Genomic DNA, 20,560 nt, shown 5'->3' with positions numbered 1-20,560 from the left:
GAAGGTATTATGCAAAACAAAGTACTAAAAATTAACATATAATTAAGAATTGAAAACTGAAAGTTATTTGCTACTTTTATGAAAAAATCAATCAAAACCCTTTTAAATGAAGCTTTCTCCCTCAAAACTTAATTCATTCCTTATGTTGAAATTACCAAGTGCATGGTTGTGCGGCGTAAGAGTAAAACATATAGATAAAACCGAATGTGAAGTAGGAGTAAAACATCGCTGGATTAATCAGAACCCTTTTAATTCCATGTATTTTGCCGTCCAGGCTATGGCTGCAGAACTAAGTACAGGTGCACTGGTGATGAATAAGATACAGGCGTCCAATGCAAAAATTTCAATGCTTGTGGCTCAGAATAAAGCCAGTTTTACCAAGAAAGCAACCGGTAAGATCAAATTTTCCTGTTATGATGGTGGCAAAGTAAATGACGCGCTTCAGAGAACTATGGAAACAGGGGAAGGAGAAACCTTTTGGATGAAATCTGTAGGTGTAAATGAAGATGGAGTGGAAGTGTCTGTCTTCGAATTTGAATGGACCGTCAAGCTTAAAAAATCAAAAAAATAATATTCATCAATAAGGCTAACCACCTTGACTAAAACTAAAATTATGAATGCTCACGAAATAGATTACCAGATTTACGGGGAAGAAATGCAATATGTGGAACTCGAGCTTGATCCACAGGAAGCAGTGATTGCCGAAGCAGGCAATTTTATGATGATGGACGATGGAATTAAAATGGATACCATTTTTGGTGATGGATCCAAACAAAATGAAGGTTTTTTAGGTAAGGTGCTTGGTGCCGGTAAAAGATTATTAACTGGTGAAAGTTTATTCATGACCATTTTTTCTAATGAGATTCATGGGAAAAAGAAAATAAGTTTTGCCTCTCCTTACCCTGGAAAAGTTATTCCTATTGACCTTACCAGGTTTAATGGGAAATTCATATGTCAGAAAGATGCGTTTTTATGTGCAGCAAAAGGAGTTTCTATTGGTATTGAATTCAGCAGAAAACTGGGTAGAGGATTTTTTGGTGGTGAAGGTTTTATCATGCAGAAAATAGAAGGAGACGGGATGGCTTTTGTTCACTCCGGTGGAACCATGGCTGAAAAGGAATTGCAACCCGGCGAGAAGCTAAAAGTAGATACCGGATGTATCATCGGTTTTACTCAAACTGTTAATTATGATATTGAATTTATTGGCGGAATTCGCAATACTTTATTTGGTGGTGAAGGTCTTTTCTTTGCTACCCTCACGGGTCCCGGAACCGTTTATATTCAATCATTACCCTTTAGCAGACTGGCAAGTAGAATTCATCAGGCTGCTCCTCAAACCGGTGGAAAAGATAAAGGAGAGGGTAGTATTTTAGGCGGAATTGGAGATGTTATTAGTGGAGATAACAGGTTCTAGGTTTGTTAAAATGCTGGAACAATTGTTAAAACATGATAGATTTTATTATATTTAGGCAACCAAATAAATGACAGCCTATAGTTTATTTCTACTCATTTTTTATCAACCTAACTTTAACTTAAATCATTTCAAATTATGGCGAGAGCGATGTTTGAATACACCAAGACTATACTGGATAAAGTGAGTTTTGATGCTAACCTGTTCTGCAAGGAAGTTAAGAAAGCTATGCAAAGATTACTTCCTCACGAAATCGAGGAATTAAGATTATGGATTGTCTCCTTAACCCAGCAGAACCCTGAATTAAATCAATGTTTAATTTATTTAAATACATAAAAAAAGCGGCTGAAAAGCCGCTTTTTTAATTATTTGTCTGGTATTCTTTCTTTTTATTCAGAGGACTAATGATCTTGACATTCTGAAAGGTAATTGCACCTTTCACCACTCCGGCTATGGTAGATCTCAAAGCTTCAATGATCTGCATCTTTAATTCACTTCTATTGTATATAAGACTTACTTCCCTTGCCGGAACGGGATCTTTGAACATTCTCAAATTCTTCTTTTCAGATTCTTTTAAATCCAATGTATGTAAATAGGGTAAAAGGGTCATTCCCATGCCTTCATTGGCAAGTTTGATTAATGTTTCAAAACTTCCGCTTTCCAGTTGCAACTGGTCACCTTCATAATCCCTGGAAGCTTTGCAAAGATTAATTATACCATCCTTGAAGCAATGGCCATCTTCCAGTAAAAGCATGTTATTGATATCAAGATCTTCAATATCCATTTTACTTGAATCGCTGGCATTATCATTATTTGGAATGTATGGTACGAAAGGCTCATAATAAAGTACATTTTCCTTGATACCCTCAACTTCCAAAGGTGTGGCAGCAATCGCAGCATCCAGATGACCTTCCTTTAACTTTTCAAGAATGGCTTCTGTATGTAATTCTTCAATCTTCAGCTTTACTTTCGGATATTTTTTGATAAAACTTCCAATGAACATTGGTAGAAGCGTAGGCATAACCGTAGGTATCACCCCAAGCCTAAAAATTCCGCCAATAAATCCTTTTTGCTGATCAACAATATCCTGAATCCTGTCACTTTCATTTACAATATTTCTGGCTTGCTGCACAATCTTTTGACCAACTTCGGTTAGCTGAATAGGCTTTTTGGTCCTATCGAAAATAGTAACTTCAAGCTCTTCTTCCAGTTTTTGTATCTGCATACTCAATGTTGGCTGAGTAACAAATACTTTTTGTGCTGCTTTGGTGAAGTTCTTATGTTCAGCAACGGCAAGCACGTAATGGAGCTGTGTAATAGTCATAGGATAAGTTTTAGCAATTACAAAGTTATAAGTTTTTCTTATTTAAAACAGGATTTAACTTTGTTTTATCTATACAAATAACCCTTCCAATTTTGGAAGGGTTGTGATATTCATTGATGAATTTTCTGGATGCTTTGATCAATGATTTTTGAATTTAGAATCTTATCTCCATTTCTTTACTGGAGCCATCAAATTCAAATTTCGAATCTCCCCAGTTTGGCGGACCATAAACCATCACATTATTGCTCGTTCCATAATTTTCTTCCGGCATTCCCCCAGGACCAAAATCCATTTTTCCATTTTTATTAGCGTCGTGAAGGGCTATGATTGCGTAATTACCTTCCGGAACGTTCTCAAATATTACGGTTGCTTTGCCATCGATGATCTCAGATTTAGCGGAAAAATTCGGTTCTTTCTTCATAAAAGTATCTTCAGTATACATGGCAAATAATACTTCTCCTTTATCTGAAGTTGCATTGGTAACGGTAGCGCTGATGCTTCCTGATTTTTCTGTTTGAGCATTTAATACGGCTCCTAAAAGCATGGCAAATAATACGGTAAGTGTTTTCATAATTAGATGATTTTTTGATTATGAAACAAACTTAAGCCAGGAAAGAAGGTTTGAGAAAATCGATTATCTGAATTGTAGAATTTTCAGTCTGAACTGTAATTATAATAATCCTCTCGCTTTTATTTCAAGATATTTATTGATCGCATTGATGCTAAGATCTTTAGGAGGAGTCAAAAGCGTCTGAATGCCATGTCTTTGAAGTTCCTTAGCCATCAGCAGCTTATTATGAGTAAATTGTTCAGCAACGGTTTGATGAGCACTTTCGCTAACATTTTTAGGTTGCATATTGGTAAGCTTGGTCATTTCAGTATTTTCAAAGAAGATCACCACCAGTAAATGGTTTTTTGAGATCGCTTTCAAATAGGGAAGCTGCCTATTTAAAGCCGACATATGTTCAAAGTTCGTATAAAGCATCAAAAGACTTCGATGGGTAATGTGCTTTTTGACTCTGGAATAAAGCAAACTAAAATCACTATCGTAATAACCCGTATTTACATTATAAAGCGCCTCCATGATCCTGATGAGCTGACTTAATTTCGAGCTCGCTTTCTGAAGTTTATCCATTTTATTGGAAAATGAAAGCATCCCAACTTTGTCTTTTTTCTTAAGCGCAATGTTCGAGAAGGCCAGGGAACTATTTATGGCATAGTCCAAAAGGCTCAAACCTTCAAAAGGCATTTTCATCATTCGGCCGCAATCAATTACCGAATAAACCGGCTGCGATCTTTCGTCCTGAAATTGATTCACCATTAGCTGGCTATGCTTCGCAGTAGCTTTCCAATTGATGGTTCTTACATCATCCCCGCGAACATATTCTTTGATCTGTTCAAATTCCATGGTATGACCAATCCTTCGAATTTTTTTGATGCCATGCATGTTGATCTTCTGATCCAGCGCCAGAAAATCTAGCTTTTTCATCTGCACAAAAGAAGGATAAACCTTGACCATTTGATCCTTATTGAATACATACCTTCTTTTCGCTAGTTTTAAAAAACTGAATACGTAAACATTCAGATTACCAAATACATATTCTCCACGCTTTAAAGGTTTCAGAAAATATTCAAAGCTAATTTTTTTATGCGGTGGCAAAGTCAGAGATCGTAGAAAATCCCTTTTCTGAAACTGAACCGGAATTTCATCAATTACCTCTGCATTTAACCGGAAACCGTAGTCATTCGTAATTTGGATTACTACTTTATTCTCATCTGAATTTGAAAACTTTTCAGGTAAAATCCTTTTTGCAGAAATTGAGGAATTGCTGTAGATAGCAATAATATCTGTAAATAATAATAAACCTAAAACAGCAACCAGCATCCAGTTGATGCTGTATAAGAATTCAAACCAGAAAGAAATTAGGAAAAGCAGCGCTATGCCAAATAAGGCATAAAATAATCGCCTTCCAAAGTATAATGACCTGATGAATTTTAGCACTATCTAGGAATTTCTACAGATTGGGTGATCATATCTATAACTCCGCCCGCAGTCATTCCTTCCATCTCGCGATCGGGCGATAGTATGAGTCGGTGGGCAAGAACAGGTTTCAGAGAATTTTTAATATCCTCAGGAATTACGAAATCTCTACCATTTACAGCTGCAAAAGCTTTGGAAGCATTCATTACAGCGATAGATGCTCTTGGACTTGCTCCAAGATATAGATGCGGATGATTCCTTGTTTTATTAACCAGTTCTGCTATATAATTCAATAACTTTTCTTCCACGAATATTTCATGGATCTGGTTTCTTAGTTCTTCAATTTTTGCAGGTTCAAGAACCGCTTGAACTTCAGTTTCCGGAAGTTTTCCTTTTCGATCATGATGCGTTTGAAGAATTTTTACTTCATCTTCTAGATCAGGATAACCAACTTCGATCTTGAATAAAAACCTGTCCAATTGTGCTTCTGGAAGTGCATAAGTACCTTCCTGTTCAATAGGATTCTGGGTGGCCAGCACCATAAACGGTTGCTCCATCTTATAAAGTTTCCCATCCATGGTCACTTGCCTTTCTTCCATCACCTCAAAAAGAGCTGCCTGAGTTTTAGCCGGAGCCCTGTTAATCTCATCTATAAGCACAATATTGGAAAATACCGGACCTTTTTTGAATTCAAACTCTGAACTTTTATTATTAAAAATGGAAGTTCCAAGTACATCACTCGGCATTAAGTCTGGAGTAAACTGGATACGGCTGAAATCTGTTTTCAAGCATTTGGCGAATAACTTCGCAGTGATTGTCTTTGCAACTCCCGGAACTCCCTCAATGAGCACGTGGCCGTTGGAAAGCATTCCCACGATCAATAACTCTACGAAATTATCTTGGCCTACAATTACTTTTGATAACTGAGATTTCAGGCTTTCTACTGCTTCTTTGAGTCCTTCCAGCGGAATCCTGTTTTCAAATTTCAGTTCTTCGTTATTTTGATTTATTTCCTGATTTTCCATCATGCTTTTTAAATGAGTTAATGCTATTGGTTAGATCGTAGAAATCATTTTTATCATTTTCAGGGTTATTTTGAAAAATAATGATTTTTTCGAACAACTGTTTTGTGTTCTCTAGACTGTTTTCACTCTTTTCGGCTAGGTCTAACTTAAATTTTTCATCGATTGTAGAAGCATCAAGCCTATAGTTATTTCGAATATATTCCTTAAATAAAGCGATCTTTTTCAAACCTAATTCATGAAACTTTTTTTGCTCAATATAAAGTTGAGACATGGTCTGGGTGAATTCAAAAGATTTGTTCTGTGGCGGATCAACTACGGGAATAGGCCGTTGTTTTCTTTTTCCTTCAAAAAGGATGAATAAGATCGCTGCAATGATCACAAAATAGTAAGCCCATTTCAATGGACGATTATTCAGAAGGATATAGAGCGGAGAAGTGAAAAAACTTTTTCCTGATTTATAGTAAGAATCCCATAGAACCTGGTCATTCTTAATATACGCCAGCAGTGCTTCACTGTATCTATAATTATCATTTTTCAGAAGAAAATAGTTGCTGAAAGCCTGTGGTGCAGTATGCAGCAGGATGTTACCTTCTCCAAAAGTAGAATTGATAAAATTCACTTTTTCTTCGGGTTCTTTTTCAAAACTAGAAGTTCCTAAAACCACCTGATTCAGTGTATCTATCTGGTTAAAATAAACCGCCGGAAGATCATAATCAAACTCCACAGCTTCCTCAAACTTCAAATTGGAATTCACAAGATTGAGTCTCGGCCTGGTTTTAAATTCATCACCACTTATATAAGATGATAATTCAATATTCAAAGTATCTTCCAGTTTATCGCCGAAAAAATAAGCAGAGATAAAAAGGGTATTACCCTTAGATACCCAATCCAGAATATCATTTAATTCATCACCTTCAAGATTCACATAGTTATTTAGGAAAAAATAGGTTCCGCTGGAAGAACTATCGTTTAAAAATTCATAGGGTGGAATTCTTATTTCTCTAATTTGATCTGGCTGTCTTTTCTTCCAGGTTTCGTAGAAGATATAACTGCCCAGGGGAATTTTATCTGTATTGGTATAACTTGGTGTCCAGTTGATAGGTTCCGGTTCATTGCTTTCCAGCCAGGCCAGGGATATTATTAGCAGTACAAAAAGCGCGAATAAGATCTTATAAGTTCTATTCATAACGGAGATTTTTTAATGAATCTTCCATTTGAACAAAGCCTTTTTCCGCTTTTCGGTAATCATTTTCTGAAACCTGGAAACTTCCATACCAGATAAATTCGTACAACTTCGAGATATTTGAAAAATGCTCTTTGATCTTCTGATCTTTGATCTCTAAACTATAATCTCTATTGGTTTTCTGATATTCGTATTGAATGATCTCCAACTCATCTAATTTTCTAAGCTGAAGAAGGTAATAATATCTAACTGCAAGTCGGAAATTTCCATTTTTAATAGCTTCTCGCATCAAAGCCGGTAGGTCTTCGTTTTTAACCAGCTCTTCCTCTTCAGATAGAAAAACTTCACTGGTCTTAGGCTTCTGAAGAATTTTACCGCCGGGGTTTACTCTTGAAAACAACCACGCTACCAGGCCAATAATGGCAAGTATTAATAGGTAGGGTAGAACACCGATAATTGCTGCAAGAACAGAATTGGCTTCATAATCGCCAAAGATCCAGTTCATAAGCTGATTGAATTTCAGACTTAACCATTTTTTAAATCTTGTCCACCAGCTCTCATTTTCAACTACATCTATGTAACCAAATTCTTTTTCATTTCTATAATCTCTAATCTGAGCTTCATCAAGTTTTAATGGAGAAACATCAGATTTCAGATCATATTGAACCTCTAAATCTTTTTTAAGGCTATCAGATTCCTGCGGGTACAAAAATCCCAGGTTTAGAAACAGTAAAATAAAAAAAAACTTTTTAGCCAAGATGAGTTATTGTTTCCCCAGGTTTTGAATGGTTTCGTAAGTCCCTGTATTATGCTTTTTTTCATTCAGATTAAAATAAACGAAGGCGAGCGAGACAGGAGTGATGGTATAGACTAGATACTGGATAACAGTGGTGATGACATTAATGATGATAAACCCTTCTCCCATTGTTTCTCTAAGGCTTCCTGAAGCAGATTCTTCTGATGCCGAAACAAAAGCTCTGAACATCGTATAAATAATAGTTGGTAATTGAAAAACCAGGCCTATAAGATAAACGATTATAGCGATACAGAATAAAATTCCAAAAGTGCTCCACCAGTTATTTTTTACCAGATCAAAACAATCTGAGATACTGTCTATTGCGCCGTTATTTCTGAAAACAAGTACAGCACTGGCGAGACTTAAAGGAATTGCTACATAAACTCCAGGTATTACGAATAATAAAGTTCCTGCGAGGATCAATACCCATGAAATTAAAGTCACGATCAGGATTTTGCCAAAATCGGCCTTCAGGCCTGCTGAAACTTCAGAAGGTTCAATTCTGCCTCTGTTATTAATATAGGAAAGAATGATGTGATAAACCGTTCCCGTCATGGAAGTCATGTAAAAAAGGTAAGCAACAAATAATAGCCCAGCAGAAATTATAAATTCTGAAGCGTTCAATTCCAAGCTGCCAATAAAGGTCGTTCCCAGCGTAACCCAGGCATAATATGCAACTGCCGCAATCAAAAGGATAAAGGCAGGACCTACCAGTTTCAGGAAAATCTTTCCGCCTTCTTTATAATTTTCCCGAATAAATTTGAACGTGATGCTAATGATTTCGCCTAGTTCACGTTGTTTTTTGAACTCAATATAGTCCTGATTCATTTTTAGACTTTTTTAGGTGTAAAGGATAGTAAACATAATAAAACAATATCAATGCTAAAGAACTTAAAATGATCAAAATCGCAAGCCAGTCTGGCATAGAAGTGATCCGGGTTACAAAACCTTCAAGAAAACCTGCAACGATAAAAAGAGGGACTGTGCTTATTACGATTTTGAGTCCGTCTTTTACTCCCATGGTAAAAGATTTTAACCTGGTATAAGTTCCGGGAAACAGTATGCTTTTTCCAACCACAAGGCCAGCGCAACCGGCAATGATGATCACTGAGATCTCAATGGTTCCATGAATCCATATGGTTCTTACTGATTCCCAAAGTACGCCTTTATCATAGAAGAAATATTGAAAACTCCCCAGCATCACGGCGTTTTGCATCAGCAAAAAGACAGTTCCCAGTCCGGCAAGGATTCCCATTGAAAATGCCAGAAGTGCCACCCTGATATTGTTAATGGTAATTCCCAGAAACATATCCATTTCGGAAGCCTTTTTATATACTGCCATAGGATCATCGTTCGCGATGTTTTCCAGTGTCATGTTCACATAGGCGTCTCCCATAATAGATCTAACGAAAGCAGCATCGCTGGCGGCACTAAAAGCACCTATCAGGCTGAAGGTAGCAAAGATCAGGAAACTGATTAAAAGCTGTTTCTGATGCTTATGGAATTGCTCTGGAAATTCCCTGGTAAAAAATGTGACAAACCTGTTTCCAGACTCTTTTTTTGACCGGTAAATTTTCTGATGCATTCCTGACGCGAGCCCATTCAAATAACTGGTGGTATTACTTTTGGGATAAAAAGTCCTGGAATAACTGAGATCGTCATTCAATTCTACATAAATATCAGAAAGTCGGTCTGGTGAAAGGTACCTATTATTTTGAAGGAGGTTTTCGTACTTAACCCATTTATCTTTATTTTGCCTGACAAAAGCAGCCTCGCGCATCGTATTTTGAATAAAACCCAAAGTAACATATTAAATGGATAATTTTCAAATTGAAACCGCTCAAAATATTAGCATTGAACAGAATGCTGCGGGAATAGGAGACCGGATTCTTGCATTCATCGTGGATGGAGTAATAGTGGTATTTTATTTAATTCTCGCCGTAATTCTTATCGCTGGAGTTACAGGTGACAATGGTAGCGAGTGGATGTATTACCTGGTACTTGGATTGCCGTTTTTCCTGTATGATTTGCTGTGGGAAACCTTTTATGACGGTCGTTCCCCGGGAAAAGCATTATTACAGATTAGAGTTGTAAAAAAGGATGGATCCAGGCCACAATTTTCAGATTATTTGATCAGATGGTTGCTTAGGTTTATCGATATTACCCTAACAAGCGGCGGAGTGGCAGTGGTAACGATACTTTTTAATGGTAAAGGACAACGTCTGGGAGATATTGCTGCAAATACAACGGTTATATCTGAAAAGAAAAAAGTAGGCATTCATAATACACTGCAGGTTGACCTTCCGGAAAACTATCAACCTAAGTATTCCCAGGTAACTGTACTAAGCGATCACGATATTCAGGAAATAAAGAATTTATATAATAATGCCGTTGCCGGAGGAAATCACAATATCATTATTTCCCTTAGTGAAAAAGTAAGTGAATTGATGGATGTAAGATACGATGAAAGACCTATGGAATTTATCAAGCGTGTGATTCGAGATTATAATTTTTATACAAGGCACTAATTATTCAAGGATCTCGATATCCATTTCAACATTATCTATAGGCCACTCAGAATTTCCGGTTTCCACCTGGGCAATCTTTTCAGCAACATCCATTCCGCGAATAACCCTTCCGAACACTGTGTGATCATTATTCAAATGTGGAGTTCCGCCTTTATCCATCACGATAAAAAATTCAAATGGAGAAGATGCTTTGCTCACGTTCTGTTCCGCATATTTTGCTGCTGAAAAAGCTCCGTAAGTGTGTTTATGGCCTGCTTCGAATTCGCTTGGAATAAGGTAGTCTCCAACATCTCCACGGCTGCTGGCAGTTTCCTGATTATCTGCATTTCCACCCTGGATCACAAATCCTGGAGCAACCCTATGAAAGAAGGTATTATTAAAATAATCATTTTTCACCAGCATGATAAAATTGGCCCTGTGCATTGGGGTATCCATGTATAGCTGCACATCTATATTCCCGAATTTTGTTTTAATACGAACCTTATTTTCACGGTTTTTCTTCCCATATTCTGTGATGGTTGGAATAAATTCTTCCTGAACTATCGGGAACATCGGATTTTCTTCAATTTTAGACCTTTTATCCTCTTCACTTAATTCCTTTTTTCTTAGCTCAAAAATACTGTCTCGTGCTTTTTGAATTGAATCCTGCTTTCTCTCCGCTTTTAGTTCTTCCGCAGTTTTTGTGCGGGTTTTATCTGAGGAAGATTCCTTATCTTCACAACTTGCGAAAACGAGAAGTAATAGAATTGAGACTAAAGAAAGATTTCTAAACATGGAATTCGAAATTTTTAAAAACAGGATTTCAAAGTTAAAAAAAATGCCGCTTCCGGGAGAGGAGGCTCACAGAAAACTAGCTCCTTTAATGAGAATTAATGAATTGAGGAATATTGATATCTCTAAAAAGAATCCGCAAGAGGCTGGGGTAATGGCCGTTTTTTATCCGGATATTGAGCTTGAAACGAGACTGGTGCTGATATTGAGAAAAACTTACAAAGGAGTGCATTCTAACCAGGTTGGATTTCCAGGAGGAAGAGTGGAAGATGAAGACAGGGATCTCGAAGAGACCGCTTTACGAGAAACGGAAGAAGAAGTGGGTATTCCCAGATCAGAGATACAGGTTCTAAAAAAACTTACCCGTCTTTACATTCCGCCTTCAAATTTCTGGGTACAACCATATTTCGGAATCATGAACACAACCCCGAAGATGATCGCGCAGGAATCTGAAGTTGAAGCTATTCTTGAAGTCAAATTAAGCGAATTTCTGAATGATGAAAATGTGATCACAGAAAATCTTAGTACCTCATACGCAAAGAATATTGAAGTGCCCGCCTATAAATTAAACGGTCATGTAGTTTGGGGCGCTACCGGTATGATGTTGAGTGAGATCAGGGAATTATTAATGAAATTATAATCGTGCAGTAATTATTATATTTGCCGCCGGTTTTATAAATGCTGGTTACAAAGCATTGATAGAAAATTTATCAGCGATGGGATTATTCAAAAAGAATCCATTTGGACATTATCTTATTTTGAAAAAGTGGTTGATCCGCATTTTTGGGGTTCTAACTCATAGAAGATACCGGGGCTATAATGAGCTTCAGATCGAGGGTTCTGAGATCATTAAAAATCTGCCTGATACCAATGTACTATTCGTATCTAACCATCAAACTTATTTTGCTGATGTTACCGCGATGTTTCATGTATTTAATGCTAGCTTAAGCGGAAGGGTTGACAGTATCAAAAATGTGGGTTATATATGGCAGCCAAAACTGAATATCTACTATGTGGCAGCCAAAGAAACAATGAAAGCCGGACTTTTGGCCAGAATCATGTCTTATGCCGGAGCGGTAACGGTTGAAAGGACATGGAGAGCAAAAGGTCAGGATATCAAGAGGGAAGTAAACCCAAATGATACTGAAAATATAGGGGTCGCGCTTAATGACGGATGGGTGATCACTTTTCCGCAGGGAACTACCAAACCTTTCAAACCGATTAGAAAGGGAACAGCCCATATAATTAAAAATCACAAGCCAATTGTGATACCTATCGTTATAGACGGTTTCAGAAGATCTTTTGACAAAAAAGGATTGCGTATTAAAAAGCGCGGAATTCTTCAAACCTTCCAGATCAAAAAGCCACTGGAAATTGATTATGAGAATGAATCGATCGAAGAGATCGTAAAAAAACTTGAATATGCGATAGAGCAGCATCCATCTTTCTTAAAAGTAATTCCGCAAGAAGAGATAGAAGCCATGGAAAATCTCAACGAGCAAAGACGTTGGGGATATTAATAAAAAAAGCCGGATCTAAATTCCGGCCTATTTTTATTATTCCATTTCTAATTTCTTCAGCTCCTTATAATTCTTATGGAGTCTCCTTAGCAATATTCCATAGACTACGCGATAGATCAACCAGATAAGTCCCAGAACAATTGCCAGGGCCAGCAAGGTTCCACCTATGAAAATGATCCACTGCTTGGTGTCGAATTCCATATTGACGTTACCAGGATCGGCAGTAGCGGCGTGATTTCTCAGCATCAATACAAGCGAAACCAGGAATACAACACCGCTAGAGATCAAAATAAAACTGATGTAGTATTTAACGGTTTTACGTGTTTTCAGAATACTTTTCATCAACATAGAGGCACTGTCGGTTGTAGAAATACGCCTGTAATTGTTATAAAACAGGTAAATAAAATAGAAAGTGATCAAATAGCTTATTATATAAGTTACCAGAACAAACTCAGTAAGATGATATTTTTCCATTTGTTCCCAGTAATGATCATCAGCTAGGAATATATTAAGAAAAGCACCTAGAAGAAATTCTACGATACTAATTATAAATATCCATTTTACGATGGAAGAGGACCTCTTCCAGATCATTTTGTAAATTTCGTCGTAGGAAAGATGAGGCAGATTCTTTTCCTGCTTTTTCCAATCCTTTTTCAATAGATCTAAATCATCCATAATATATCAAGGATTTATAAGATTTTTCAATTTGGTTTTTACCCTGTTCATTTTCACTCTGGCATTAACTTCTGTGATCCCAAGAGTTTCAGAGATCTCCGCATAGTTCTTATCTTCAAGATAAAGGAAAATAAGAGCTTTATCGATATCATTCAGTTGCCTGATGGCATCATACATCAACTTCAAATGTTGTTCAACTTCATCATCATATTCTTCAGATTTTATTTTGAAATGCACAGTATCATAATCCTGTGTTCTAATACTTCTTTTCTTCTTTCGGTAAAGTGTGATCGCAGTGTTCAAGGCAACCCTATACATCCAGGTACTGAATTTGGAATCTCCTCGAAATTTAGGATAGGCCTTCCATAATTGTATCGTGATTTCCTGAAAAAGGTCATTATGAGAATCTTTATCATTGGTATAGATACGACAGATCTTGTGCGCAATATTCTGGTGTTTTTCCAGATTGGTTACAAACTGATGTTCTAATTCTTTGTTCACGAAACTTTGGTTAGCATGTAATAGGTAGTTAAAAAAGCTGCTATGTTACAAAAAACTTTAATTTCTAGTTAATCCATCTTCCATTACTTCTATAAATAGTAAATTTGGGATAAACCAACCGTTTTTATGAATATCCCAAGAACTGACTTACCAAGAGTTGTAATTATAGGAGGTGGTTTTGCCGGTATGGCACTTGCCAGAAAAATATTAAAAGAAGACATGCAAATGGTTCTTTTAGACAGGCATAACTATCACACCTTCCAACCACTTTTATACCAGGTTTCAACCTCTGGCCTGGAACCAGACTCTATTGCCTATCCTTTAAGAAAGATTACTCGTTCCAGCAAAAAATGTTTTTTCAGACTTGCTGAGGTTCAATCAATTTCTGCGGAAAAAAATACCGTGCATACTAATATTGGAGATCTTGTTTATGACTATCTGGTCATCGCGACAGGTTCTAAAACTAATTTCTTCGGAAATGATAGTATCGAAGAACACGGGATGTGGATGAAAACGGTTCCTCAGGCTTTAAACATAAGAAGTTTAATTCTTGAAAATCTTGAGCAGGCCACAATTACTGAAGATCCAGAAAAACGAAAAGCGTTGCTAAATTTCGTACTGGCTGGAGCTGGTCCTACAGGGGTCGAACTAAGTGGAGCGATCGCAGAATTAAGAAATCATATTGTGCCTAGAGATTATCCAGATCTTAATCCTAATGAGATGAATATTCATCTCTTGGAAGGTCTTGACAGGGTATTGCCTCCAATGAGTGAACATGCTTCTGAAAAAGCTCAGGAAATGCTCGAAGAATTAGGTGTAAAGATCCATTTGAATACAATGGTGGAAAATTTTGACGGGCATCTGGTTAAAACGAATACCGATCTCGCTATTAAAACTGAAACTTTTATATGGTCTGCCGGAGTGACCGGTGCGCCTGTAGAAGGATTGAATGCTTCGGCATTAGTTGAAAAGGCCAACAGATACGAAGTAAATGCTTTTAATCAGGTAAATGGTTACGAGAATATATTTGCCATAGGGGATATTGCTTTAATGAAAACTGAAGAATTCCCGAAAGGTCATCCAATGGTTGCTCAACCTGCGATACAGCAGGGAAAACATCTTGCGAAAAATATAAAACATCTCATTAGAGGTGAAAAGCTGGAGCCTTTCGATTATTTTGATAAAGGTACCATGGCGACTGTGGGGAGGAACAGGGCGGTAGTAGACCTTCATAAATGGAAGTTTTCAGGATTTTTTGCCTGGTTTGTATGGATGTTCGTGCATTTGTGGTTCCTGGTTGGATTTAGAAACAGAACAGTGACTTTCTTTAACTGGATCTATAATTATGTAAACTTTGATAAAGCTGCCAGGTTGATCATTAGACCTTTTAAGGGATTAGAAGATAACATGCAGCACGATAAGGATAAAGTATAACTAAAAAGGCTGCCAATTGGCAGCCTTTTTTATTACCTGTTATCTTTGATCTCTTTATTATAACTTGCAGCGAGGTCAGTTTTTTGTTTTTCAGTTAAGACCTTACCAGCCATTTGAAAAACTTCATGTTCTTCTTCTTCAAGATGATGAATTAACTGGTGTTCCAGGTCTTTCGCAAGTTTTAACCAGTTAGAAGCATCCATCTCTGTATCTTCCATCTGTTCCACCAACTCATCCATTTCATGATGTTCAGCTACACTATGACGTGCTTTTTCCTGGGTCATATCCTTTTTCATTAGCGGAACATAAAAATGACGCTCTTCGGCATCTTCATGAATCTTAAGCTCATGCTTAAGGTTTTCAAAGATCTTTTTGCGCTCTTCAGTTTTACCTTCAGTTTTTATGAGTTTGTCTATCAGATCTCTCTGGATCTCGTGTTCCTGTCTTAGTGCTTCGAAAATGGTCATTATTTAATTTTTTGGATTTGATTCTAAGTTATTCATTTTAATGTTAAAGAATATTTAATTTTAGAATTCAAAAGCCAAAATTGGAAAACTACAGTTCAGTTGGAAAATTCGACAATTCAGAATTTTGTTTTTCTTCCAGGCGAATTAAATACGCAGTTTTGTTTAAGAATTAAAAAAACAATGAAAGAGCTATTCAGAATATTAAAGATAAGTGTTGCTATCTGTGTAATTCTAATAATGATCGAAGCGATCTTCAACAGTGATAACTCATTTGAGTTGCTTCTGGATTTCAAATCGTGGGGGATTTATTTTTTTTACTGTATCGTGCTTACCTCGGTAAACCGCATTTATTTCATGTATTTTGATAAGAAGATAGGTTGGGAGGGTGCAACTCTTCAAAGAATTCTTCTGGCCGCCGGTGGATCTATAGTTCTTACGCTCATTTTTTACTTTTTCTGTAGAATCGTAGATGAAGTTTATTTTAATTCCTATGATTTTTCAGAATTCATCGCAAAGGAAAAGCCTGTATATTACTTAGGACCACTATTGTTCATCACCATTATATCGTTATTCTTTCACCTGGTTTACTTTTATAAAGCACTTCAGGAGAAAAGGGTAAAAGAACAAAAGATCATTGCCGGCACAGCTTCAGCAAAGTTCGACGCACTAAAGAATCAGTTAGATCCTCATTTCTTGTTCAATAGCCTGAATGTTCTTGCTTCACTTATCGATGAAAATCCAGACCAGGCACAACGATTCACTACTTCGCTTTCTAAAGTTTATAGATATGTACTGGAACAGAAAGATAAGGAATTGGTGAGCTTAAAAGAAGAATTGAATTTTGCTAATACTTATATCAAACTTCTGAAGATGAGGTTTGAGAACAGTATTTATTTTGAATTTCCAGAGACACTTTTAAATGAAGAGGCAAAAGTGGTTCCACTCTCTTTACAATTACTTCTGGAAAATACCATCAAGCATAATATCGTGAATGAGAGTAATCCATTAAAAATCAAAATCTATGAAGAAAATGGAAATTTGGTGGTGGAAAACAATTTTCAGAAAAAGGAAGTTTTAAGTGATAGAAAAGGAGTAGGACTTCAGAATATTGTGAATAGATATAATGTTGTGACTCAGCGACAGGTGCTAATAGAGCAAACCGAAGAATTTTTCAGAGTAAAACTACCAATACTAACTAAACAAATATCAATTATGGAAACAAGCGTTAACAATGAAGAAAATGCGTATTTTAAAGCAAAACAAAGAGTAAAGGAGATCAAGGAATTTTATGGCAATTTAATCTCCTATTGCGTGGTAATTCCATTCCTTATCTTTATTAATTACTATACTTTCTGGGGTTTTCAATGGTTCTGGTTTCCGTTATTTGGTTGGGGTATAGGTTTAACCATTCATGGATTCTCAGTATTTGGATACGGCTCGAACTGGGAAGAGCGAAAGATCAGAGAATTAATGGAAAAAGATCAGGCACAAAATAAATCATGGAGATAATGGAAACAGATTACAGAAATAATGCCAGGTATAAGGCCGCACAGAAAAGGGTTAAGGATATCAAAGGTTTCTATATCCACCTTACGGTTTACGTTTTCATAAACGCCGCTATTTTAATCTTCTCTACAAAACATATTGGAGTAGAGAACGGGTGGAATGATCTATCTCGTTATTCAACTCTATTTTTCTGGGGAATTGGATTATTTGCACATTGGGCAAGTGTTTTCGGACCTAATTTTCTATTTGGAAAAGCATGGGAAGAGCGAAAAATTAAAGAGCTTATGGATAAGGATAAAAAGCAACTCTGGAAATAATACAACATCTAAGTGAAAGTTTTAATAATTGAAGATGAAAAGCCTGCTGCAAGAAGACTGCAGCGCATGCTATCAAAACAAGGAATAGAAGCAGAAACCATGTTGCATTCGGTTAAGGAATCTGTAGAATGGTTCAATGCTAACTCTCATCCTGATCTTATCTTTTTAGATATCCAGTTAAGTGACGGCCTTTCTTTTGAGATCTTTGATCATATTCATACAGAAAGCGCGATAATATTTACTACGGCTTACGATGAATATGCTCTAAAAGCTTTCAAACTGAATAGCATTGATTATTTGCTGAAACCAATCGATGAAGAAGAATTGGAAACCGCTGTTAAGAAATTCAGGAATACACAGCATACATCAGAGAATATCAATGTGACCGAATTGAGATCTTTATTGAATCTTCCGGCTAAAAGCAAACCATTTAAATCCAGGTTTACTGCCCAGATCGGTCAGCATTTAAAACTAGTGGATGTAGCAGATATTGCCTGTTTCTATTCTGAAAATAAAGCCACTTATATCCACAATTTTTCAGGAAGAAATTATCCTATTGAAATTCCTCTGGAACAACTGGAAGATGAGCTTGATCCTGAAAAGTTCTATAGGATCAATAGAAAATGCATTTTAAATATAAATGCGATCAAAGACATTGTTTCCTATACAAATTCCAGGCTAGAGATAAAGATTGAAAATTTCAAGGAATTTCAGCTTATCGTAAGCAGGGAAAGGGTTAAGAACTTCAAGAACTGGCTAAGTAATTGAAATATAAATGTTAAAGTTTAAAAATTTAAAACCGTCCGGCATCTCCTTCCGTATATCTTGATACATAAACTCTAAAGGTTGTTTGAATAATTTTTGGTCGAATTATGTCGATTTGAGTTTTTGATTTTTTTGGTTGGTTAGATGCTTGGCGCTAGAGATTTCTTAAGAAATCGTCCAAGTGTTTACAAAAGTAAGCCCCGGGAATCCGGGGCTTACTTATTTTTATATCTATTTTAAAGAATTACTAAGGTGCTGCAACCGCTCCCAGTACATACAGTTGATCCATTGTTGGAGATTCACTACCACCTTCCGGCTCTAGAGTGATTCCAAATGCTTCAGATTCGTTCGCATTTTCTAGCAGGAAGATCTTATTGTCATCGCTATCATACTTATCAAGTAAACCTATACTTGTTGGAGTTAGAGGATCTAATTTTAGAGACCAAACCTGGTAAACCTTTCCTCTTGGAGGTTCAGGAAGTTCCTTGGCATCAATGTAAGCCTTGTTTTCCTTTTTGTTCCAGTAAACCGCGGCAAATGCTCCCGGATCTACATTCTGACCTGCAAGTGGAATTCTTGAGACATCCTTATCCCTTAGTACAGCCAATAATTCCTCCGACTTTTCTGCATCTTCTCTGGCATCAGCGATCTGCTGTTCCATTTTTGCATTCTTGGTTCTTTCTGAATTTAACTGATCACGAAGACCATTTCTATCTTCAAACACGAAGAATAATCCAATAAGCAGCACCACGGTGGCAGCCCACCCAATGTATGAAACCCAATCAGTTTCTTTCTTCCTTTCAATATTTATAACTGCTCCATCAGACTTATTGCCTAATTTTTGCCTAATGCTGGATAAAAGTGCTTCCGCATTATAGCTAGGAGCCACTGCTGAGGATAACTTCTGAAGTGCAACTTCAATTTCTTCAACCTCTTTGCGTATTTCAGGATGCTCCTTTAATGCTTTACTCACTTCGCGGCTTTCGGCCTCGGTAAGAGCTCCATATACGTAGAGTTCTAAAATTCCGGATGATATGTATTCTTGTATATCCATTTGTTATTCTACTAACATTTCGCGCAGCTTATTGATACATGCCCTGTTTTTCGTTTTAACCGTTCCCAGTGGCATATCCAGTTCTTCTGCTGTTTCCTTTTGTGTAAATCCCTTAAAGAAAAGTAGATCTATTAATTTCTTACAGACCGGCTTAAGAATATCAATATATTTCTTTACGCCAATCGCATCTGCCTTCGCAGAAAAGTTAGATCCGCTTTCCAAAATATCTACGAAATTATCAGTAGTTAGGTTTTTTTGTGAGTTTTTGTGGCTTTTAGATCTGATCTGGTCAATAGAAGCATTTCTTGCAATATTCAGAACCCAGGTGAAAAATCTACCTTTATCAGAATTGTAAGAAGAAGCATTATTCCAGATCTTTAGAAAAACGTCCTGAAGGATCTCTTCTGCGACTTTTTCATCGTGTACGATGCTATAAATTATACCGTAAGTACTTTCCGAATACAATTCATAAATTCGTTCAAATGCCCTCTGATTACCATTTTGTAATTCGAGGATTAATCCATCTTGCTGCATAGGTGTTGTTTGAAAAAATAAAGATAGGTTTTAATAACAAATAAAAAAAGCGGCGATTAAGCCGCTTTTAGAAATTTCATGTTGCGAATTACTACATTTCGATTACACCGCAACCTACTCTGTTTCCAGCTGCTCCAGAAGGCTGAGATGTATAATCATCTACACCATCGTGAACAATCACGGCTTTACCTAAAATATCTTTTTTCTCGTCTCCACAATCTATACACCATTCATCGGTAGTTAAATTGATGGTTCCGTTTCCATTAGCATCTACTTCAAAGTTACCTATATCTCCTTTATGGTAACCTTCAGCGCTTCCCCATTTACCATGCTGAGCATCGGTTGGGTTCCAGTGTCCTCCGGCAGATTTACCATCAGCAGCAGAACAATCACCTTTTTCGTGAATATGGATTGCGTGAGTTCCTTCAGCAAGACCAGAAATGATCGCAGTCATACTAACCTCGCCATTTTCTTCAGTAAATACTACGTTTCCACTAAGATTAGAGTCGCTTTTTGCTTCTAGAGTAACTTTTACTTTTTTAACTTCTTCCTCTTTCTTGGTTTCCATATCAGACTTCATTTCAGTTTCTGACTGGTCATCCATTTCTTTTTCTTTTTTGTCATTCTTACATCCGGTAAAAATTAATCCGGCACAAAGAACAATAGATAAACTGATACGTTTCATAGTTTCGATTGGTTTAAATTTCAATTATTCAAACTAAATTAAATGTAATCAGAGCTACTACCAAAGATTTAAGGATAGCTTAA

25 protein-coding genes are annotated in these 20,560 nt (G+C 36.7%); 10 read left to right on the top strand and 15 right to left on the bottom strand.

Translation table 11 applies throughout. From position 1 onward, the window contains the following. Positions 1–106: 106 nt before the first annotated feature. From AC2S94_RS14415 to AC2S94_RS14405, 3 genes are all read left to right on the top strand, one after another. The gene (locus tag AC2S94_RS14415) at positions 107–571 is read left to right on the top strand and encodes a DUF4442 domain-containing protein (protein ID WP_484629251.1); all 465 of its coding nucleotides are present in this window, start codon (positions 107–109) and stop codon (positions 569–571) included. A 42-nt stretch (positions 572–613) separates the two neighbouring features. Continuing rightward, positions 614–1,414 (top strand): TIGR00266 family protein, encoded by an 801-nt coding sequence (locus AC2S94_RS14410; RefSeq protein WP_484629250.1) that lies wholly within the window; start codon positions 614–616, stop codon positions 1,412–1,414. 135 nt (positions 1,415–1,549) lie between these two features. Then, entirely contained in the window at positions 1,550–1,747 is a 198-nt protein-coding gene (locus AC2S94_RS14405; RefSeq protein WP_309560864.1) for a hypothetical protein, read from the top strand. A gap of 25 nt (positions 1,748–1,772) precedes the next feature. Here the strand turns inward: AC2S94_RS14405 and AC2S94_RS14400 are convergent, their stop codons facing one another. The 8 genes from AC2S94_RS14400 to AC2S94_RS14365 all read right to left on the bottom strand — a co-directional run bounded on the left by AC2S94_RS14400 (position 1,773) and on the right by AC2S94_RS14365 (position 9,500). Then, a complete protein-coding gene (locus tag AC2S94_RS14400; protein ID WP_484629249.1) occupies positions 1,773–2,735 on the bottom strand; it encodes a LysR substrate-binding domain-containing protein in 963 nt (320 codons plus the stop codon). A gap of 154 nt (positions 2,736–2,889) precedes the next feature. Beyond that, positions 2,890–3,306: a DUF2141 domain-containing protein gene (locus tag AC2S94_RS14395; RefSeq protein ID WP_484629248.1), complete on the bottom strand. Its 417-nt coding sequence runs from the start codon at positions 3,304–3,306 to the stop codon at positions 2,890–2,892. 99 nt (positions 3,307–3,405) lie between these two features. Then, positions 3,406–4,737, bottom strand: coding sequence for a DUF58 domain-containing protein (locus tag AC2S94_RS14390; protein ID WP_484629247.1), 1,332 nt, complete (start codon positions 4,735–4,737; stop codon positions 3,406–3,408). Next, positions 4,737–5,741 (bottom strand): AAA family ATPase, encoded by a 1,005-nt coding sequence (locus tag AC2S94_RS14385; RefSeq protein ID WP_484630921.1) that lies wholly within the window; start codon positions 5,739–5,741, stop codon positions 4,737–4,739. The genes AC2S94_RS14390 and AC2S94_RS14385 overlap by 1 nt, the downstream gene beginning before the upstream one ends. Continuing rightward, positions 5,713–6,927 carry a DUF4350 domain-containing protein gene (locus AC2S94_RS14380; protein WP_484629246.1) on the bottom strand — a complete coding sequence of 405 codons (1,215 nt, stop codon included), beginning with the start codon at positions 6,925–6,927 and terminating at the stop codon, positions 5,713–5,715. The genes AC2S94_RS14385 and AC2S94_RS14380 overlap by 29 nt, the downstream gene beginning before the upstream one ends. Further along, positions 6,920–7,633 (bottom strand): DUF4129 domain-containing protein, encoded by a 714-nt coding sequence (locus AC2S94_RS14375; protein WP_484629245.1) that lies wholly within the window; start codon positions 7,631–7,633, stop codon positions 6,920–6,922. Before AC2S94_RS14375 ends, AC2S94_RS14380 begins: the two co-directional genes overlap by 8 nt. Positions 7,634–7,687: 54 nt before the next feature. After that, the gene (locus AC2S94_RS14370; protein ID WP_484629244.1) at positions 7,688–8,548 is read right to left on the bottom strand and encodes a hypothetical protein; all 861 of its coding nucleotides are present in this window, start codon (positions 8,546–8,548) and stop codon (positions 7,688–7,690) included. After that, positions 8,529–9,500, bottom strand: coding sequence for a stage II sporulation protein M (locus tag AC2S94_RS14365; RefSeq protein WP_484629243.1), 972 nt, complete (start codon positions 9,498–9,500; stop codon positions 8,529–8,531). Before AC2S94_RS14365 ends, AC2S94_RS14370 begins: the two co-directional genes overlap by 20 nt. A gap of 34 nt (positions 9,501–9,534) precedes the next feature. Between AC2S94_RS14365 and AC2S94_RS14360 the strand changes: the two genes are divergently transcribed. Further along, positions 9,535–10,248 (top strand): RDD family protein, encoded by a 714-nt coding sequence (locus tag AC2S94_RS14360; protein WP_484629242.1) that lies wholly within the window; start codon positions 9,535–9,537, stop codon positions 10,246–10,248. Here the strand turns inward: AC2S94_RS14360 and AC2S94_RS14355 are convergent, their stop codons facing one another. Then, positions 10,249–11,022 (bottom strand): peptidylprolyl isomerase, encoded by a 774-nt coding sequence (locus AC2S94_RS14355; RefSeq protein WP_484629241.1) that lies wholly within the window; start codon positions 11,020–11,022, stop codon positions 10,249–10,251. Between AC2S94_RS14355 and AC2S94_RS14350 the strand changes: the two genes are divergently transcribed. Continuing rightward, complete coding sequence (locus tag AC2S94_RS14350; RefSeq protein ID WP_484629240.1) at positions 11,021–11,659, top strand: NUDIX hydrolase; 639 nt, start codon at positions 11,021–11,023, stop codon at positions 11,657–11,659. The two genes, AC2S94_RS14355 and AC2S94_RS14350, sit on opposite strands and share 2 nt — an antisense overlap. 76 nt (positions 11,660–11,735) lie before the next feature. After that, positions 11,736–12,539, top strand: a complete 804-nt coding sequence (locus AC2S94_RS14345; protein ID WP_484629239.1) for a lysophospholipid acyltransferase family protein — start codon at positions 11,736–11,738, stop codon at positions 12,537–12,539. Between the two features lie 36 nt (positions 12,540–12,575). Here AC2S94_RS14345 and AC2S94_RS14340 read toward each other — a convergent pair whose 3' ends face one another. Both AC2S94_RS14340 and AC2S94_RS14335 read right to left on the bottom strand, forming a co-directional pair. Continuing rightward, a complete protein-coding gene (locus AC2S94_RS14340; protein WP_484629238.1) occupies positions 12,576–13,214 on the bottom strand; it encodes a hypothetical protein in 639 nt (212 codons plus the stop codon). 6 nt (positions 13,215–13,220) lie between these two features. Next, a complete protein-coding gene (locus AC2S94_RS14335; RefSeq protein WP_484629237.1) occupies positions 13,221–13,715 on the bottom strand; it encodes an RNA polymerase sigma factor in 495 nt (164 codons plus the stop codon). A 126-nt stretch (positions 13,716–13,841) separates the two neighbouring features. On the opposite strand from AC2S94_RS14335, the gene AC2S94_RS14330 reads away from it, so the two are divergent. Then, positions 13,842–15,149, top strand: a complete 1,308-nt coding sequence (locus AC2S94_RS14330; protein WP_484629236.1) for an NAD(P)/FAD-dependent oxidoreductase — start codon at positions 13,842–13,844, stop codon at positions 15,147–15,149. A gap of 32 nt (positions 15,150–15,181) precedes the next feature. On the opposite strand, the gene AC2S94_RS14325 is transcribed toward AC2S94_RS14330, so the two are convergent. Beyond that, positions 15,182–15,616, bottom strand: coding sequence for a hemerythrin domain-containing protein (locus AC2S94_RS14325; protein ID WP_484629235.1), 435 nt, complete (start codon positions 15,614–15,616; stop codon positions 15,182–15,184). Between the two features lie 180 nt (positions 15,617–15,796). Between AC2S94_RS14325 and AC2S94_RS14320 the strand changes: the two genes are divergently transcribed. Genes AC2S94_RS14320 through AC2S94_RS14310 form a run of 3 tightly spaced genes read left to right on the top strand, consistent with a single transcriptional unit; the run spans position 15,797 to position 18,207 of the window. Then, positions 15,797–17,125 (top strand): 2TM domain-containing protein, encoded by a 1,329-nt coding sequence (locus AC2S94_RS14320; protein ID WP_484629234.1) that lies wholly within the window; start codon positions 15,797–15,799, stop codon positions 17,123–17,125. Next, on the top strand, positions 17,125–17,439 hold the full coding sequence (locus tag AC2S94_RS14315; RefSeq protein WP_484629233.1) for a 2TM domain-containing protein: 315 nt from the start codon (positions 17,125–17,127) through the stop codon (positions 17,437–17,439). Before AC2S94_RS14320 ends, AC2S94_RS14315 begins: the two co-directional genes overlap by 1 nt. 12 nt (positions 17,440–17,451) lie before the next feature. Further along, positions 17,452–18,207, top strand: a complete 756-nt coding sequence (locus AC2S94_RS14310) for a LytR/AlgR family response regulator transcription factor (protein WP_484629232.1) — start codon at positions 17,452–17,454, stop codon at positions 18,205–18,207. A 244-nt stretch (positions 18,208–18,451) separates the two neighbouring features. Here the strand turns inward: AC2S94_RS14310 and AC2S94_RS14305 are convergent, their stop codons facing one another. From AC2S94_RS14305 to AC2S94_RS14295, 3 genes are all read right to left on the bottom strand, one after another. Then, positions 18,452–19,258, bottom strand: a complete 807-nt coding sequence (locus tag AC2S94_RS14305) for an anti-sigma factor (RefSeq protein ID WP_484629231.1) — start codon at positions 19,256–19,258, stop codon at positions 18,452–18,454. Positions 19,259–19,261: 3 nt separating this feature from the next. Next, positions 19,262–19,792, bottom strand: coding sequence for an RNA polymerase sigma factor (locus AC2S94_RS14300; RefSeq protein WP_484629230.1), 531 nt, complete (start codon positions 19,790–19,792; stop codon positions 19,262–19,264). Positions 19,793–19,883: 91 nt separating this feature from the next. Then, entirely contained in the window at positions 19,884–20,477 is a 594-nt protein-coding gene (locus AC2S94_RS14295; RefSeq protein WP_484629229.1) for a superoxide dismutase family protein, read from the bottom strand. Positions 20,478–20,560: the final 83 nt, after the last annotated feature.

Source organism: Christiangramia pacifica (assembly GCF_057221535.1).
Note: the sequence above shows the minus strand (reverse complement) of the source record. Positions and strands in the feature narration are given on the sequence as shown.

Coding starts and splice junctions, on each gene's coding strand:
- AC2S94_RS14415 (WP_484629251.1), top strand. CDS start 107: ATGAAGCTTTCTCCCTCAAAACTTAATTCATTCCTTATGTTGAAATTA.
- AC2S94_RS14325 (WP_484629235.1), bottom strand. CDS start 15,616: ATGACCATTTTCGAAGCACTAAGACAGGAACACGAGATCCAGAGAGAT.
- AC2S94_RS14295 (WP_484629229.1), bottom strand. CDS start 20,477: ATGAAACGTATCAGTTTATCTATTGTTCTTTGTGCCGGATTAATTTTT.
- AC2S94_RS14370 (WP_484629244.1), bottom strand. CDS start 8,548: ATGAATCAGGACTATATTGAGTTCAAAAAACAACGTGAACTAGGCGAA.
- AC2S94_RS14400 (WP_484629249.1), bottom strand. CDS start 2,735: ATGACTATTACACAGCTCCATTACGTGCTTGCCGTTGCTGAACATAAG.
- AC2S94_RS14410 (WP_484629250.1), top strand. CDS start 614: ATGAATGCTCACGAAATAGATTACCAGATTTACGGGGAAGAAATGCAA.
- AC2S94_RS14350 (WP_484629240.1), top strand. CDS start 11,021: ATGGAATTCGAAATTTTTAAAAACAGGATTTCAAAGTTAAAAAAAATG.
- AC2S94_RS14365 (WP_484629243.1), bottom strand. CDS start 9,500: ATGCGCGAGGCTGCTTTTGTCAGGCAAAATAAAGATAAATGGGTTAAG.
- AC2S94_RS14330 (WP_484629236.1), top strand. CDS start 13,842: ATGAATATCCCAAGAACTGACTTACCAAGAGTTGTAATTATAGGAGGT.
- AC2S94_RS14395 (WP_484629248.1), bottom strand. CDS start 3,306: ATGAAAACACTTACCGTATTATTTGCCATGCTTTTAGGAGCCGTATTA.
- AC2S94_RS14345 (WP_484629239.1), top strand. CDS start 11,736: ATGGGATTATTCAAAAAGAATCCATTTGGACATTATCTTATTTTGAAA.
- AC2S94_RS14385 (WP_484630921.1), bottom strand. CDS start 5,741: ATGGAAAATCAGGAAATAAATCAAAATAACGAAGAACTGAAATTTGAA.
- AC2S94_RS14380 (WP_484629246.1), bottom strand. CDS start 6,927: ATGAATAGAACTTATAAGATCTTATTCGCGCTTTTTGTACTGCTAATA.
- AC2S94_RS14340 (WP_484629238.1), bottom strand. CDS start 13,214: ATGGATGATTTAGATCTATTGAAAAAGGATTGGAAAAAGCAGGAAAAG.
- AC2S94_RS14355 (WP_484629241.1), bottom strand. CDS start 11,022: ATGTTTAGAAATCTTTCTTTAGTCTCAATTCTATTACTTCTCGTTTTC.
- AC2S94_RS14315 (WP_484629233.1), top strand. CDS start 17,125: ATGGAAACAGATTACAGAAATAATGCCAGGTATAAGGCCGCACAGAAA.
- AC2S94_RS14305 (WP_484629231.1), bottom strand. CDS start 19,258: ATGGATATACAAGAATACATATCATCCGGAATTTTAGAACTCTACGTA.
- AC2S94_RS14300 (WP_484629230.1), bottom strand. CDS start 19,792: ATGCAGCAAGATGGATTAATCCTCGAATTACAAAATGGTAATCAGAGG.
- AC2S94_RS14405 (WP_309560864.1), top strand. CDS start 1,550: ATGGCGAGAGCGATGTTTGAATACACCAAGACTATACTGGATAAAGTG.
- AC2S94_RS14320 (WP_484629234.1), top strand. CDS start 15,797: ATGAAAGAGCTATTCAGAATATTAAAGATAAGTGTTGCTATCTGTGTA.
- AC2S94_RS14360 (WP_484629242.1), top strand. CDS start 9,535: ATGGATAATTTTCAAATTGAAACCGCTCAAAATATTAGCATTGAACAG.